Here is a 14,805-nt window from a genome sequence, read left to right on the forward strand (position 1 = left end):
GGGGGGTGTGGACAGTCGGGAAGCCGAGCCTGGAGCTCCGGGTTCGGGGCCATAGGTGAGCTTCCGTTTCGTACTCGACTATAGATAACACAGCTACTTACTTTTTTTCATCCCCTTGCGTGAGCGCAGTACTCTGAAGCCATGCCAGCACCGGGACGCCACGAGGACGCAGGGCCGTGCCAGAAGGTCGATGACGGCATGACCCGGGTTTTCCAGCTCCTCGGGAAGCGCTGGACGGGCCTGGTCGTGGCCGTTCTGCTGCACCGGCCTGTTCACTTCGCCGAGCTGCGCAGGGCGATCCCCGGCATCAGCGAACGGATGCTCTCGGACCGGCTCACCGAACTCGGCGCGGCCGGACTGGTCGTGCGCGAGGTCGACGAAGGCCCCCCGCTGCGAGTCGCGTACCGGCTGACAGAGGCGGGAGCCGCACTGGAACCCGCGCTCAAGGAACTCGGGGCCTGGGCGGAGCGGCATCTGCCGGAGGGCGGGCAGTGTCCGGGGTGACCTGGTCCGACACCGCTCCTTGCCCGTTTCCGAGCGCCTGTGGAGTTGTCCACAGGCTTTGAGTTGTCCACAGGCTCTGACGCCTCTCAGCGACCGGCTGTACGGTCGTGGCAAGTTGATGTTCGTGCACGGGGGAGGCGGTCGGAGTGACCGAGCTCGGTACAGACGTTCCGGCGCAGGAAGCGGTCGAAGCGCAGGAAGCGGTCGAAGCGCAGGGAGTGGTCGAAGCACAGCAACCGCGGCAAGCGGTTGAAGCGCAGGAAGCGCGGCAGGCGCGGCAGACGTCCAGGGCTTTCGCGGTACGTGGGTTCGCGGCGTGGCCCGTGAAGGGTTCGCCGAAGGAAGAGGGCAAGGCCCTGCGCGGGCGCGTGCCGCGCATCGCACACGCGGAGTTCACGCCGGACGCGGGCCGGCCCGACGCCGTCCGCGCGGTGGAGGATTCCAACCTCGGCCGGATCCCCGGGCTCACCCCGATACGGGTCGGCAGGATGGCGGCCACGCCCTTCACCTTCCTGCGCGGTTCGGCAGGCCTCATGGCGTACGACCTCGCTCGCACCCCCATGACCGGGATCAGCGCCCAGATATGCGGCGACGCGCACGCGGCGAACTTCGGCCTCTACGGGGACGCTCGCGGCGGACTCGTCATGGACCTGAACGACTTCGACGAGACGGTGCACGGCCCCTGGGAATGGGACCTCAAGCGCCTCGCCACCTCGCTCGTGCTCGCGGGCCGGGAAGCCGGGGCGGACGAGGACACCTGCCGCAAGGCCGCACACGATGTGGTCGGCGCCTACCGGCGCACCCTGAGGCTGCTCGCGAAGCTCCCGGTGCTGGACGCGTGGAACGCCATCGCGGACGAGGAACTCGTCTCACACGCCGACGCCCACGATCTGCTCGGCACGCTGGAGCGGGTCTCCGAGAAGGCGCGGGGCAACACCAGCGGGCGGTTCGCGGCGAAGTCGACGGAGGCCGTGGAGGGCGGCGGCCGGCGCTTCGTGGACGCGTCGCCGGTGCTGCGCCGCATACCCGACGCGGAGGCGGCGGCGGTCGCGGCGTCACTGGAGGAGTACCTCACGACACTGTCGGCGGACCGACTCCCCCTCCTCGCCCGGTACGCCGTGCACGATGTGGCCTTCCGTGTCGTCGGCACCGGCAGCGTGGGCACCCGGTCCTACGTCGTCCTGCTCCTGGACCACCGCGGTGAACCTCTCGTCCTCCAGGTGAAGGAGGTCCGTGCCTCGGCGCTGCTCCCGCATCTGGCGACGGCCGGCCACGTGATATCCGACGTACCGCATGAGGGCCGTCGTGTGGTCATCGGCCAGAAGCGCATGCAGGTCGTCAGCGACAGCCTGCTCGGCTGGACCTCGGTCGACGGACTCCCCTTCCAGGTACGCCAGTTCCGCAACCGCAAGGGCAGCGTCGACCCCGCCGCCCTCGCCGCCGACCAGATCGACGACTACGCCCGCATGACCGGCGCCCTCCTCGCCCGCGCCCACGCTCACAGCGCCGACCCGCGCCTCATCACCGGGTACTGCGGCAAGAGCGAAGAGCTGGACGAGGCCATTGCTTCGTTCGCCGTGGCGTACGCCGACCGTACTGAGGCGGATCATGCGCAGCTGGTGGGGGCGGTACGGGAAGGGCGGATCGAGGCCGAGTTGGGGGTTTGAGGGGTGGGAGGGGGCTCGGGGGAGGGGCTGGGGAAAGCTCCGGAGCGACGCCGAAATTCGCTTGATCCGCCTCCTTACGGTGCGGGCATGAAGACCGCACTCCGCCTGATGAAGATCACCCCCAGCAATATCGACATCGCGCTCGGCCTGAAGGTCCGCCCGGACCAGGAGCATCTGGTCGCGCCGGTCGTGAAGTCCTTGGCGGAGGCGTACGTGTATCCAGACATAGCCTGGCCCCGCCTCATTCTTGACGGGGACCGGACTGTCGGGTTCCTCATGGCCTTTTTCGACATCGACTGGAACGGAGACGGCAAGGGCACCGACCTCCGCTCCGGCCTCTGGCGCTTGAACATCGCGGCTGGAGAACAGGGCAGGGGCTGCGGCCGCTTCGCGGTCGAGTCAGTGGCCGCCGAAATCCGACGCCGGGGCGGTACGCGCTTCACGACCACCTGGCACCCAGGCGAGAGCGGCCCCGAAGGCTTTTACCTGAGGCTCGGGTTCCGGCTGACTGGAGAGAAGAGCGGGGGCCAGACGGTGGGGGCGTTGGAGTTGCTTTAGATCTGGCCCGCCGGACAGATCCGACGAAGCCGGACAGTCCCGAGGGCGTGGAGGCGGCGAGGCGCGGAGGTGCGGAGGCGCGGAGGGCGCCGAGAACGACGCTGCGGAGGGGAAGGCCGCGAGCCGCGCGGGCCCGTGGCCTACGCTGGTCGGGTGACGACGCCGGAAGCTGAGCAGAGCCAGTCCGAGCCCACCGATGAGGGGGTGCGGGAGCAGTCCGGTGCCCTGGAGAGCGAGGCGGACGGGTCCGTCGCGGCGGATTCGCGCGAGGCGGCGCCCGGGGGCGTGACGTCCTCGCAGGCGGAACCTGCGGAGGAGTCGCTCCAGCAGGCCGGCACCGAGAGCAGCGGGACGTCGGCGCAGGCCGGCGCCGAGAGTGGAACGGCGGAAGCGCAGCAGGCCGGCACCGAGAGTGGAACGTCGGTACCGCAGCAGCCCGGCGCCGACGGTGTGGGGCGGCCTGAGGAGCGGTTGGAGCGGGCTGTTCGGGCGGCTGAGCAGGCGTTGATCGAGTTCGAGATCGCCGTGGAGACCTTCCGGGTCGAGGTCGACAACTTCTCGCGGCTGCATCACCAGAAGCTCGGGCCGATGTATTCGCGGCTCGACGAGCTGGACGCACAGATCGCCGAGGCGCGGGCCGCGCGCACCGGGGACCCGGAGGACGTGCGCAAGGCGGACGAGGCGCGGGCGCGGGTCATGCCGATGCCGGGCGTCGAGGAGTTGTTCCACGGCTGGATGGACGCCGAGGGGCTGTTCCCGGAGGCCGTGGCGATGCTGACGGACCAGCCCGTGCGGCCCCCGCAGCGCGTGCGCCCCAGTGACGAGGCCCGCAGGCTCTACCGCGAACTGGTTCGCAAGGCCCATCCCGACCTGGCGCAGGACGAGGACGAGCGCAAGCGGCGCGACGAGTTCATCACGCGGGTCAACGCCGCGTATGCCCGTGGCGACGAGGCGCTGCTGAGCGAGCTCTCCGTGGAGTGGGCCGCGGGGCCCGCGCCCGAGGAGTGGAAGCCGAGCCGCGGCGAGGAGCTGTACGCCCGGCTCGAGTGGCTCTCCCAGCGTAAGGAGATGCTCGCGTTCGTCGCCCGCGAGCTGGAGGAGAGCGCCATCGGCGCGATGCTCAAGCTGGCTCCGGAGGATCCCGACCGTCTCCTTGAGGAGATCGCCGAGCAGTTGCTGGCCCAGGTCGGGGAGCGCGAGACGGAGCTGGCCGAGCTGACCGCCCAGGCTCCTGAGGCCGGCTGACCGGTCGGGGTCCGTGTGGCTGATGGTCGGGATTCCTGAAGGGGATTGGGCTGTCGGTGAGGTCGGGTAGCGTCGGAGGTATGAGTTTCGGAGCTGGTGTACCCACGGTCGAGGTCGGGGATCTCGCGGACGGAGACTTTCTGCTGGACGTCCGGGAGGACGACGAGTGGGAGGCAGGTCATGCCGATCGGGCGCTGCACATTCCCATGAGCGAATTCGTCGCCCGCTTCGGCGAGTTGACCGAGGCGGCACCGCAGGACGGCAAGGTCCACGTGATCTGTCGCTCCGGTGGCCGTTCGGCGCAGGTCACCATGTATCTGGCCCAGCAGGGAATCGACGCGGTGAATGTCGATGGCGGCATGCAGGCCTGGGCGGCCACCGGTCGTCCGGTCGTGGACGACAAGGGGCAGCCGGGCTTCGTGGCGTAGCTCAGGGTGCCGGGGGAGTTGCTGGGCGCCGGCCCCCGGCACTGGCGTGGCGTGGGTGGGCCGGAGCGGGCGTTCAGCCCAGCGGATGGGCCGCGAGCAGATCCCCCAGTGCCTCCTCGTGCGCCGCCGCCGGCCCGAGCGACAGCTCCAGCTGCTTGGCCCAGGCGTGGTACCGGTGCAGCGGATAGTCGGTGTCGGCGCCGAACCCCCCGTGCAGGTGCTGCGCGGTCTGTACGACCCGTCGTACCCCTTCCGAGGCCCAGATCTTGGCGACGGCCACGTCTCCGGACGCCGGAAGCGCACCGCCCGTGCCCGTACTGATCCGCCATGCGGCCTGCCAGAGCGTCACCTCCATCGCGCGCAGGTCGATGTAGCGGTCGGCGGCCTGCACGGCGACCGCCTGGAACGTGGCGACCGGGAAGCCGAACTGCTCCCGCTTGCTGGTGTACTCGCTCGTCATCTTGAGCACGCCCTCCCCGAGCCCCAGCGCCAGCGCACACGTCCCGGTGGCCAGCAGCTCGTGCAGCCACTCCCATGCGCCGTCCGCCTCGATGACATCCCGGGCGGCGATCCGCGCGGACTCCAGGCGCAGTTCACCGAGTCGCTCGCCGCTGGTGGAGATCTGTTCGGCGAGTTCGGCTCCTTCGTGGACGCGCGGTACGAGGGCGAGGACGGTCCGGTCGGCGGCGGTGTGCGCGGGTACGAGGGTGAAGTCGGCGTTCTGCGCCCAGGGAATGGCGGTCTGTGTCCCGTCCAGCACCCACGCGTCGCCGTCCTGCCGTGCGGTCACGGCGAGTTCGGCGGGGTCGTGGCCGCTGCGGCCGTTCGCGGCGACGGTCAGCACCAACTCGCCCCGGCCTGCCCGCGCGACCAACTGCGCCTTCAACTCCTCGCCGCCGTACCGCTGCACGGCCACCGCTGCCGCGCTGCTCTCGAGCAACGGCACCCGCGCGAGCACCCTCGCCGACTCCCGCAGCACCAGGCACAGCGCGACGGCGTCGAGGCCCGCCCCGCCGTACTCCGCGTCGAGGAGCAGGCTCAGCAGGTCCGCGTCGGCAAGCCTCGCCCACAGGGCCCGGTCGAAGTCCTCGGCCACGGCGCCCGGGGTGAGCGCGGGGCTTGGCACCCCGTCCGGCGCGACTCCCGCGAACACGGCCTTCGCCGCCTCGACCGCCGCCTGGTGTTCCTCGGTGAAGGTGAAGTCCACGGTCCCGTCCTCCCATGCACCGGCCAACCGACCAGGCGGACACCTGATCTGACGGAGCGTCAAGATAGAACAGCTTCTACGAGAAGGGAACGGTCGATCGCGACCTACGTCAGCCGCGGTTTCCCGGTCGAAGTCCAACTCGACCTTCTCCGTGGCCTACGGGGCGAGGTTCAACTCGACCTTGTTCGTGCCCCACGGGGCGAAGTTCAACGAGCTCCTCTCCGCGACCTACCGGTCGAAGTCCAACTCGACCTTCTCCGTGGCCGGATGCGACTGGCAGGCCAGTACGCATCCCGCGTCCGTCTCCTCGGGTTCCAGCGCGAAGTTGCGGTCCATCCGTACCTTGCCCGAGACCAGGAAGGCGCGGCAGGTTCCGCACACCCCGCCCTTGCAGGCGTAGGGCGCGTCGGGCCGGTTGCGCAGCACCGCCTCCAGGAGCGACTCGCCGTCCTGGACGGGCCACGTTCCGCCGCGCCCGTCCAGGCGGGCGGTCACGGTGCTGTGCGCGGGAGCCGGTACGGCAGGAGGCGTCGTCGCCCCGGCGGCCACGTGGAATATCTCCTCGTGGATACGGGTCCGCGGCACGCCCAGCCCGCGCAGCGCCCGCTCAGCCCCCTGCACCAGGCCGAAGGGCCCGCACAGGAACCACCCCGCCACCCGGCCCACCGGCAGAAGTGCCGGAAGCAGCATCGTGAGCCGCTCCTGGTCGAGCCGCCCGGACGGCAGCCCCGTCTGCTGCTCCTCCCGGGAGAGCGCCGTCACCAGTTGGAACCGCTCGGGACAGCGGTCCTTGAGGTCGGCGACCTCCTCCAGGAACATCGTCGACGCCGACGTCCGGTCGCCGCGTATCAGGCAGAATCCCGCCTCCGGCTCCCGCGCCAGCAGCGTCCCGACGATCGACAGCACGGGGGTGATCCCGCTGCCGCCCACTACCGCCGCGTACACCCCGGCCGTGGGCTCCAGAGTGAAGCGGCCCGCCGGCGTCATCACCTCCACCTCGTCGCCGATGGCGATCTCCTTGAGCGCGTACGTCGAGAACGCGCCGCCGTCGACCAGGCGCACCCCCACCCGCAGCGTCCCGGGGCCCTGGTCGCCGGGGGCGGGCGCCGGTGAGCAGATCGAGTACGTACGCCGTATCTCCGTGCCGTCGACCGTGCGGCGCAGCGCGAGATGCTGGCAGGGCGTGTGCCGGAACTCCTCGCGCAGTTCGGGTGGCACCGTGAAGATCTCTCACTGATCTCTCACCGATCCGCCACTCCCGACCGATCGGTCGTTCGGCAAGCTCGATTCAATGGTGTGACGAGTCGCCGTAAGGTGTCAACCGCTGTGGATGCCGCTGACATGGCCGATGTGGCCGCTGCGGCTCCTGGGGCTGTGCCGGGCGATCTCGCCTGAGTACCGTTCCCGTGCGAACGCCGCAGCGTGGGGCTCGCGGGCGGTACGACCACGCCGCGCGGCCTCGGTGGCGGGAGGTGCGACCGGATCGGGGATAGGGGCGGAATGGACGCGTACGACGAGGGCTCGAACGGCCGGCATGGGCCGGACGCGCCTGACGGGCCCGCGCCTGGCAGGGGCGACAGTCCCAGCGCACCCGACGCCCGCAAAGCAACCGACGCATCCGACGTCCCCAGCGCACCGGAGAACGCCGACTCGGCCGCCGTGTCGAGCCCGAGCGCCTCTGACCTGCCAAACGCTTCTGGCACGCCGAAAGTGCCCGACGGCCCCGCCGATCAGCAGCAGCCCGTCCACCAGACGTCGCCTGTCCACCAGCAGCCGCCCGTCCACCAGACGCCGGCAGGCCAGGCGCCGCCCCCCGGGCGCCCCACGCCTGCTCGGCCCTTCGCCGCGGAAGGCGCCCCGGCCATCCCCGCTCCCACCGGGATAGCCGCCCTCTCCCTCGGCTATCAGATCGCCGCCGCCTTCGCCCTCGCGGTCGTCGCGCTCACCGCCTGTGTGCACCTGGGCATGGTGTTCCTGCACCTCGCGCCCTCGAACACCGTCACCAAGCAGCACGGCCGCGCGATCGAGGAGTGGATCTACCCCGAGTTCGAGCAGAACTGGAAGCTGTTCGCGCCGAACCCGTTGCAGCAGAACATCGCCGTCCAGGTCCGTGCCCAGGTCCGTACGCCGGACGGCGCCAGCCGTGAGACCGGCTGGTACGACCTGTCCGCGCTCGACGGAGCGGCCATCGACGGGAACCTGCTGCCGAGCCACACCCAGCAGAACGAACTGCGCCGGTCCTGGGACTTCTACGTCAACAGCCACGACGGCGAGAACCGTCCCACGGGCCTGCGCGGTGACCTCTCCGAGCGCTATCTGCGCCGGATCGTCGTGCTGCGCCTGGACCGGCTGGAGGCCGGTGGCAAGGGCGCGGTCGTCGAAAGCGTCCAGGTCCGCTCCCTCACGACCAGCGTGACGCCCCCCAAATGGAGCGAGGAGCAGGTGTCCGACAAACCCGCCGTCCGCGAACTGCCCTGGTGGTCCGTCCCCGCGGGCGACCGGCAGCAGGAGACGTCGGAGGCGAGCGCCCGATGAACCCCTTCGCCCTGTCCCTCGCGCGCGGCATCACCCGCGTCACCGAGGCTGCCCTCGGCCCCTACCAGACCGCCGTGATCCGTATCGGGTTCTCCGCGACCTGGCTGCTGTTCCTGCTGCGCGAGTTTCCGCACCGCCAGGAGATGTACGGGCCTGACGCGCCGTGGAGCTGGGACATCGCCCAGCAGCTCATCGCGACCAACCACGCCTTCACGATCCTGATGTGGTCCGACAGCCAGATCTGGTTCGAGATCGTCTACGCCCTCGCCGCCCTGTCGAGCCTGCTGCTCCTGCTGGGCTGGCGGACCCGTGCCGCGTCCGTCCTCTTCATGGTGGGTGTGCTCTCGCTGCAGAACCGCAGCGTGTTCATGGGGGACGGCGGCGACAACGTCATCCACCTGATGGCGATCTACCTGGTGTTCACGCGCTGCGGCCAGGTGTGGTCGCTGGACGCGCGGCGGGCGCGGCTCGGACGAGAGGCACGCGCGCGTGGAAAGCGGGTCAGGCCCGACCAGGTCGGGCCCGTCCTGTGGGGGGTGCTCGGCATCGCGCTGGCGGCGCCGACGCTCGCGGGACGGCTCAGCGCCGGCTGGCTGGTGGTCTTCTGGGGGCTGTGGGCGGCGCAGGCCCTGTGGTGGGTCATCGACAACCGCGCACGCAGCGCCGAGCCCCGGGTGCTGCTGGACGTCGTCGCCAACCTCGTGCACAACGCGGCCCTGTTCGTGATCATGGCCGAGGCCTGTCTGATCTACGCGACCGCCGGCTGGTACAAGATCCAGGGCTCCCGCTGGCAGGACGGCACCGCGATCTACTACCCGCTCCACCTGGACTACTTCTCGCCCTGGCCCGCCCTGTCCGACCTGCTGTCGGGGTACGGCACGATCGTGATGCTGGTGACGTACGGGACGGTGATCGCCCAGGTCGCCTTCCCGTTCACCTTGTTCAACCGGCGGGTCAAGAACGTCCTGCTCGTGGGCATGATGACCGAGCACGCGGTGATCGCCGTGGTGCTCGGGCTGCCGTTCTTCTCACTCGCGATGATCGCCGCCGATGCGGTGTTCCTGCCGACGTCGTTCCTGCGGCGCCTGGGCGGATTGGTCACGCGCGCGCGTGGAGTGCTGTTCTCGGGTGGCGAGGGCGGTCGTACGCTGCCGGGTCCGCGTGAACAGCCGCCGAGCACCCCGGATCCGGCCGAGCCCACGCACGTAGGCTTCAGGGCATGAACGACCCCGACAGCGGGCTCGGAGCCGGCGGCGGCAGGGACCCCCAGGACGCGGTGCGCGCCTGGCACCGGCTCGCCGAAAGTTCCGTGCTGCTCGACGGCTTCCACGCCCTCAAGCACGCGGTGCGCTTCCAGGCCCGTATCCCGGTGGCCGTCACGACCGACCGGCAGGCGGCGCTCGCGCTGGCCGACGACCTGGCTTGCGACGTACGGGCTGCTGTCGACGAGCTGCTGGTGGAGGTCCCGGAGGCGACGCTGAAGGCCCTGGTGCCGCGTCCGCACCCCACCTCGGTGGCCGCTCTCGCCGTACGTCCGTCCAGGGCGGCCAATCTGGAGTCGCTGGCCCGCATGCCCCGCCGTACGCCCGTCGTGGTCCTCGACAACCCCCGCAACCTGGGCAACGCGGGGGCCGTGATCCGGCTCGCGGCGGGCTTCGGCGCGACCGGGGTGGTCATGACGGGCTCGCTCGACCCCTGGCATCCGACGGTCCTGCGCGGCGGGGCGGGCCTGCACTTCGCGACCGCCGTGGAGCGGCTGACGGTGGACGAGCTGCCGCCGGGCCCGGTGTTCGCCCTCGACCCGGAGGGCGAGGACATCCGGGGGCTCAAGCTCCCCGATGACGCCGTCCTCGCCTTCGGCTCCGAGCGCAGCGGCCTGTCCGCCGAACTCCGTGCCCGCACCGACCACTTGGTGTCCCTGCCGATGCGCCCCCAGGTCTCCAGCTACAACCTCGCGACCAGTGTGGCGATGACACTGTTCCACTGGAGTGCGACCGGGGGCGCGACGGCCTCCTGAGGGCTCACGCGTCCCTGCGTACCTCCACCACGCGGAAGCGGTTGGCGACGAACGCTCCGTCGGACAGGGCCGCGTTGGCCGCCGGGTTGCCGCCCGAGCCGTGGAAGTCGGAGAACGCGGCCGTCTGGTTGACGTACACCCCGCCCGTGAGGTTCAGGGAGAGCTGGGCGCACTCCTCCAGGCAGACCTCGCGCACGGCCTCCTCGAACTCCTCCGAGCTCGTGTACGCGCCGACCGTCATCGCGCCCTTGTCGCGGATCGTGCGGCGCAGCAGCTCCACCGCGTCCGTGGCCGAGTCGACCGCGACGGCGAAGGAGACGGGGCCGAAGCACTCGTTCAGGTAGGCGGCCTCGTCGTCCGCCCCGTCCCAGTATTTCCGCGCGCCGTCGAGCTTCACGATCACCGGTGTACGTACGACCGCGTCCGGGAACTCCGGGTTGGTGATCTCCCGTGAGGGGAGGGCGACTTCGCCGAGGCCGGAAGCGGCTTCCAGGCGGGCCTTCACATCGGGGTTCACGATGGCTCCGAGGAGCGCGTTGGCGCGGGCGTCGTCGCCCAGGAGCCCGCCGACCGACTTCGCGAGGTCGGCCGTCACCTCGTCGAAGGACTTGGGGCCCTCCTCCGTGGTGATGCCGTCGCGCGGGATCAGCAGGTTCTGCGGGGTGGTGCACATCTGGCCGCTGTACAGGGACAAGGAGAAGGCCAGATTGGAAAGCATGCCCTTGTAGTTGTCCGTCGACTCCACGATCACCGTGTTGACGCCGGCCTTCTCCGTGTAGACCTGCGCCTGGCGGGCGTTGGTCTCCAGCCAGTCGCCGAACGCGGTGGACCCGGTGTAGTCGATGATCCGGATCTCGGGCCGCAGGGCGAGGGTCTTGGCGATGCCCTCCCCGGGGCGCTCGGCGGCCAGTGCCACCAGGTTCGGGTCGAAGCCGGTCTCGGCGAGCACCTCGCGGGCCACCTGGACGGTGAGCGCGAGCGGCAGCACCGCGCGCGGGTGGGGCTTCACCAGCACGGCGTTGCCGGTGGCGAGGGAGGCGAACAGGCCCGGATAGCCGTTCCACGTCGGGAAGGTGTTGCAGCCGATCACGAGGGCGGTGCCGCGCGGGACGGGCGTGAACTGCTTGGTCAGGGTGAGCGGGTCCCGCTTGCCCTGGGGTTTGCTCCACTGTGCGCTGTCCGGCGTGCGGACCTGCTCCGCGTACGCGTACGCCACCGCCTCCAGGCCGCGGTCCTGCGCGTGCGGGCCGCCCGCCTGGAAGGCCATCATGAAGGCCTGGCCGCTGGTGTGCTGGACCGCGTGCGCGAACTCGTGGGTGCGGTCGCTGATCCGCTTGAGGATCTCCAGACAGACCGCGGCACGCGCCTCCGCGCCCGCGTCGCGCCAGGCACGCTGCCCCGCGCGCATGGCGGGCAGCAGTTCGTCGACGTCCGCGTGCGGGTAGGTCACACCCAGCTCGATGCCGTACGGCGAGACCTCACCGCCCACCCAGTCGTCGGTGCCGGGCTGGCCGAGGTCGAGGCGGGTGCCCAGGAGGGAGTCGAATGCGGCCTTGCCCTCCGCCATGCCCAGGCTGCCGTTCTCGCCGTACGCCTTGGGGTGTTCGGGGTGGGGGGACCAGTACGCGCGCGTGCGGATCGCTTCCAGCGCCTGGTCGAGGGTGGGCCGGTGCTGGCTGATCAGCTGGTGCGCGGTGAGTTCGGCGGCCATCGGGGGACCAACTCCTCCTCGAAGCAGCTCTTCGTCGAGCTGGTGATCTGGGCAGGATTACGGAAAAGGTGCGGCGTCCAGCGCCTCTGTCAGGGTGGTGGTGGGCGATGGACGGGTAGTCACAGCTAGAGTAACCGAACGATCGGTCGGGACAAGGGGGTCCGCCGCATCTGTGGAAAACCCTGTGCGGGAGGATCGCGAGCATGACAGCACTCGACCTCAGCGGCCCGGTGGCCGTCGTAGGCGCCGGCACCATGGGCCAGGGCATCGCCCAGGTCGCGCTGGTCGCGGGCCACCTCGTGCGGCTCCACGACGCCGTGCCGGGGCGCGCCGACGCCGCGGCTGAGGCGATCGGTGAGCGCCTGGACCGGCTGGTCGAGAAGGACCGGCTCAGCGGCGCCGACCGGGATGCCGCTCGCGCCCGGCTGCGACCGGCACAAGACCTCTCCGACCTCGCGGACTGTGCGCTCGTCATCGAGGCGGTCGCCGAACAACTCGACGTGAAACAGCAGTTGTTCCGCGCTCTCGAGGACATCGTCGACGCCGACTGCCTGCTCGCCACCAACACCTCGTCCCTGTCCGTCACGGCCATCGCAGGCGCCCTGCGCAACGCCGGCCGGCTCGTCGGACTGCACTTCTTCAACCCGGCGCCGCTGCTGCCCCTCGTGGAGGTCGTCTCCGGGTACGCGAGCGACTTCTCGTCGGCCACGCGCGCGTACGCGACGGCACGCGCCTGGGGGAAGACCCCGGTCGCCTGCGCCGACACCCCCGGGTTCATCGTCAACCGCATCGCGCGGCCTTTCTACGCCGAGGCGTTCGCGGTGTACGAGTCGCAGGCCGCCGACCCGGCCACCATCGACGCGGTCCTGCGCGAATCCGGCGGCTTCCGGATGGGGGCCTTCGAACTCACCGACCTCATCGGGCAGGACGTCAACGAGTCCGTCACCCACTCCGTGTGGCAGGCCTTCTTCCAGGACGTGCGGTTCACCCCCTCGCTCGCCCAGCGCCGGCTCGTGGAGTCCGGCATGCACGGCCGCAAGACGGGGCACGGCTGGTACGACTACGGGGACGGTGCCGAGCGGCCCGAGCCGCACACCGCGGAGAGGGCCCAGCCGCCCGCGTACGTCGTCGTCGAGGGCGACCTGGGCCCGGCGGCCGAGCTCCTCCCGCTGATCCGTGAGGCGGGCATCCTGGTCCGCGAGGACGAGGAGGACCACGGCACGCGGCTGATGCTGCCCGGTGGCGGTCAGCTGGTCCTCGCCGACGGCCAGACCTCGGTCGAGTTCCGTGACGTCGTCTACTTCGACCTGGCGCTCGACTACCGCAAGGCGACCCGCATCGCCGTCTCGGCCTGCCAGGACACCTCTCCCCAGACACTCGCGGAGGCCATCGGCCTCTTCCAGGCGCTGGGCAAGGACGTCAGTGTCATCGGCGACGTCCCGGGACTGATCGTCGCCCGGACGGTGGCCCGGATCGTCGACCTGGCGCACGACGCCGTCGCCAAGGGAGTGGCGACCGAGGAGGACATCGACACCGCGATGCGGCTCGGCGTCAGCTATCCCCTGGGCCCCTTCGAATGGAGCCGCAGGCTCGGCAGGACCTGGGCGCACGACCTCCTGGAGGAGCTGCATCTGCGCGAACCCTCCGGCCGGTACGCACCCTCACTCGCGCTGTACCGTCACGGACACACCGCCGAGAAGCGGGAGGGCACCTCATGACCACCGCCAAGCGGGACACCTACACCCCGGAGACCCTGCTCTCCGTCGCCGTCCAGGTCTTCAACGAGCGCGGCTACGACGGCACCTCCATGGAGCACCTCTCCAAGGCGGCGGGCATCTCCAAGTCGTCGATATACCACCACGTCGCCGGCAAGGAGGAGCTGCTGCGCAGGGCCGTCAGCCGAGCCCTGGACGGCCTCTTCGGGATCCTCGACGAGGAGCACGCGCGCGTGGGGCGTGCCGTGGAGCGCCTGGAGTACGTGGTGCGGCGCATGGTCGAGGTACTCACCGCCGAGCTGCCGTACGTGACGCTGCTGCTGCGGGTGCGTGGCAACACGCACACCGAGCGCTGGGCACTGGAGCGGCGCCGCGAGTTCGACCACCAGGTGGCCGAGCTGCTGAAGGCGGCGGCCGCGGACGGTGACGTACGCGGTGACGTGGAGGTCCGGCTCGCGACCAGGCTGGTCTTCGGGATGATCAACTCGATCGTGGAGTGGTACCGGCCCGACGGGCGGGGCATGAACGAGCGGGAAGTCGCCGAGGCCGTGGCCCAGCTGGTCTTCGGAGGGCTGCGCAGCGAGTCCTGAGGCCCAGGTCGTCCGGGCGTGCAGCGAGTCCTGAACGCGCCGGTCACCGGGGAGTCGCCGGTCACCGGGAGGCTCAGGACTGCGGGAGGCTCAGGACTGCGGCTCCAGGTCCTCCTCCTCGAACACCAGCAGTGTCCGGGTGCTGAGTACCTCCGGGATGGCCTGGAGGCGGGTGAGCACCAGCTCCCGCAGCGCCTTGTTGTCGGGGGTGTGTACCAGAAGGAGCACGTCGAAATCGCCGCCCACCAGGGCGATGTGGGAGGCCCCGGGGAGCACTCTCAGCTGCTCGCGGACCGTGCGCCAGGAGTTCTGCACGATCTTCAGAGTGATGTACGCCGAGGTGCCCTGCCCGGCGCGTTCGTGATCGACGCGCGCCCCGAAGCCGCGGATCACACCGTCCTCGATGAGGCGGTTGATACGCGCGTAGGCGTTGGCCCGCGACACATGGACGCGCTCGGCCACGGACCGTATCGAGGCGCGGCCGTCCGCCTGGAGCATCTGGAGGATGTCTTGATCTATGGCGTCGAGCGGGCGGGCGGGCGGAAGCGCCGGGCCGGCCTCCGGCGGCTCGGCCATTTGTTCAGGTGCCATGTCCCCCCGCCTCCCTATCATGGACGTACTGCGTCCA

13 protein-coding genes and 1 pseudogene are annotated in these 14,805 nt (G+C 70.6%); 10 read left to right on the top strand and 4 right to left on the bottom strand.

All coding sequences use genetic code 11. The annotated features are described in order from the left end of the window. The first annotated feature begins 141 nt into the window (after window positions 1-141). From AB0N66_RS30985 to AB0N66_RS31005, 5 genes are all read left to right on the top strand, one after another. Window positions 142-504: a helix-turn-helix domain-containing protein gene (locus tag AB0N66_RS30985; RefSeq protein WP_365441212.1), complete on the top strand. Its 363-nt coding sequence runs from the start codon at window positions 142-144 to the stop codon at window positions 502-504. Between the two features lie 323 nt (window positions 505-827). Further along, entirely contained in the window at window positions 828-2,171 is a 1,344-nt protein-coding gene (locus AB0N66_RS30990; RefSeq protein WP_365441404.1) for a DUF2252 domain-containing protein, read from the top strand. A gap of 87 nt (window positions 2,172-2,258) precedes the next feature. Next, a complete protein-coding gene (locus tag AB0N66_RS30995; protein ID WP_365441214.1) occupies window positions 2,259-2,729 on the top strand; it encodes a GNAT family N-acetyltransferase in 471 nt (156 codons plus the stop codon). Window positions 2,730-2,882: 153 nt separating this feature from the next. Further along, window positions 2,883-3,974 (top strand): hypothetical protein, encoded by a 1,092-nt coding sequence (locus AB0N66_RS31000; protein WP_365441216.1) that lies wholly within the window; start codon window positions 2,883-2,885, stop codon window positions 3,972-3,974. A gap of 80 nt (window positions 3,975-4,054) precedes the next feature. Next, on the top strand, window positions 4,055-4,402 hold the full coding sequence (locus tag AB0N66_RS31005; protein ID WP_365441218.1) for a rhodanese-like domain-containing protein: 348 nt from the start codon (window positions 4,055-4,057) through the stop codon (window positions 4,400-4,402). A 73-nt stretch (window positions 4,403-4,475) separates the two neighbouring features. Here AB0N66_RS31005 and AB0N66_RS31010 read toward each other — a convergent pair whose 3' ends face one another. Then, on the bottom strand, window positions 4,476-5,609 hold the full coding sequence (locus AB0N66_RS31010) for an acyl-CoA dehydrogenase family protein (protein WP_365441220.1): 1,134 nt from the start codon (window positions 5,607-5,609) through the stop codon (window positions 4,476-4,478). 228 nt (window positions 5,610-5,837) lie between these two features. Next, a pseudogene (locus tag AB0N66_RS31015) lies at window positions 5,838-6,830 on the bottom strand (2Fe-2S iron-sulfur cluster-binding protein); the annotation flags it as partial. Between the two features lie 279 nt (window positions 6,831-7,109). Here AB0N66_RS31015 and AB0N66_RS31020 point away from each other — a divergent pair. The 3 genes from AB0N66_RS31020 to AB0N66_RS31030 are packed head-to-tail and all read left to right on the top strand — an operon-like array spanning window position 7,110 to window position 10,161. Continuing rightward, window positions 7,110-8,144, top strand: coding sequence for a DUF5819 family protein (locus tag AB0N66_RS31020; protein ID WP_365441222.1), 1,035 nt, complete (start codon window positions 7,110-7,112; stop codon window positions 8,142-8,144). After that, a complete protein-coding gene (locus tag AB0N66_RS31025) occupies window positions 8,141-9,367 on the top strand; it encodes an HTTM domain-containing protein (RefSeq protein ID WP_365441224.1) in 1,227 nt (408 codons plus the stop codon). The genes AB0N66_RS31020 and AB0N66_RS31025 overlap by 4 nt, the downstream gene beginning before the upstream one ends. Continuing rightward, the gene (locus tag AB0N66_RS31030; protein WP_365441226.1) at window positions 9,364-10,161 is read left to right on the top strand and encodes a TrmH family RNA methyltransferase; all 798 of its coding nucleotides are present in this window, start codon (window positions 9,364-9,366) and stop codon (window positions 10,159-10,161) included. Before AB0N66_RS31025 ends, AB0N66_RS31030 begins: the two co-directional genes overlap by 4 nt. 4 nt (window positions 10,162-10,165) lie before the next feature. Here AB0N66_RS31030 and paaN read toward each other — a convergent pair whose 3' ends face one another. Beyond that, window positions 10,166-11,872 (bottom strand): phenylacetic acid degradation protein PaaN, encoded by a 1,707-nt coding sequence (gene paaN / locus AB0N66_RS31035; RefSeq protein ID WP_365441228.1) that lies wholly within the window; start codon window positions 11,870-11,872, stop codon window positions 10,166-10,168. A gap of 203 nt (window positions 11,873-12,075) precedes the next feature. Here paaN and AB0N66_RS31040 point away from each other — a divergent pair, with 203 nt between their 5' ends. After that, entirely contained in the window at window positions 12,076-13,590 is a 1,515-nt protein-coding gene (locus AB0N66_RS31040) for a 3-hydroxyacyl-CoA dehydrogenase (RefSeq protein ID WP_365441230.1), read from the top strand. Further along, window positions 13,587-14,177 (top strand): TetR/AcrR family transcriptional regulator, encoded by a 591-nt coding sequence (locus AB0N66_RS31045; protein ID WP_365441232.1) that lies wholly within the window; start codon window positions 13,587-13,589, stop codon window positions 14,175-14,177. Before AB0N66_RS31040 ends, AB0N66_RS31045 begins: the two co-directional genes overlap by 4 nt. 90 nt (window positions 14,178-14,267) lie before the next feature. Here the strand turns inward: AB0N66_RS31045 and AB0N66_RS31050 are convergent, their stop codons facing one another. After that, a complete protein-coding gene (locus AB0N66_RS31050) occupies window positions 14,268-14,753 on the bottom strand; it encodes an Lrp/AsnC family transcriptional regulator (protein WP_266836212.1) in 486 nt (161 codons plus the stop codon). Between the last annotated feature and the right edge of the window lie 52 nt (window positions 14,754-14,805).

Origin of the sequence: Streptomyces sp. NPDC093544 (assembly GCF_040683495.1) — a bacterium.
Classification (GTDB): Bacteria; Actinomycetota; Actinomycetes; order Streptomycetales; family Streptomycetaceae; genus Streptomyces.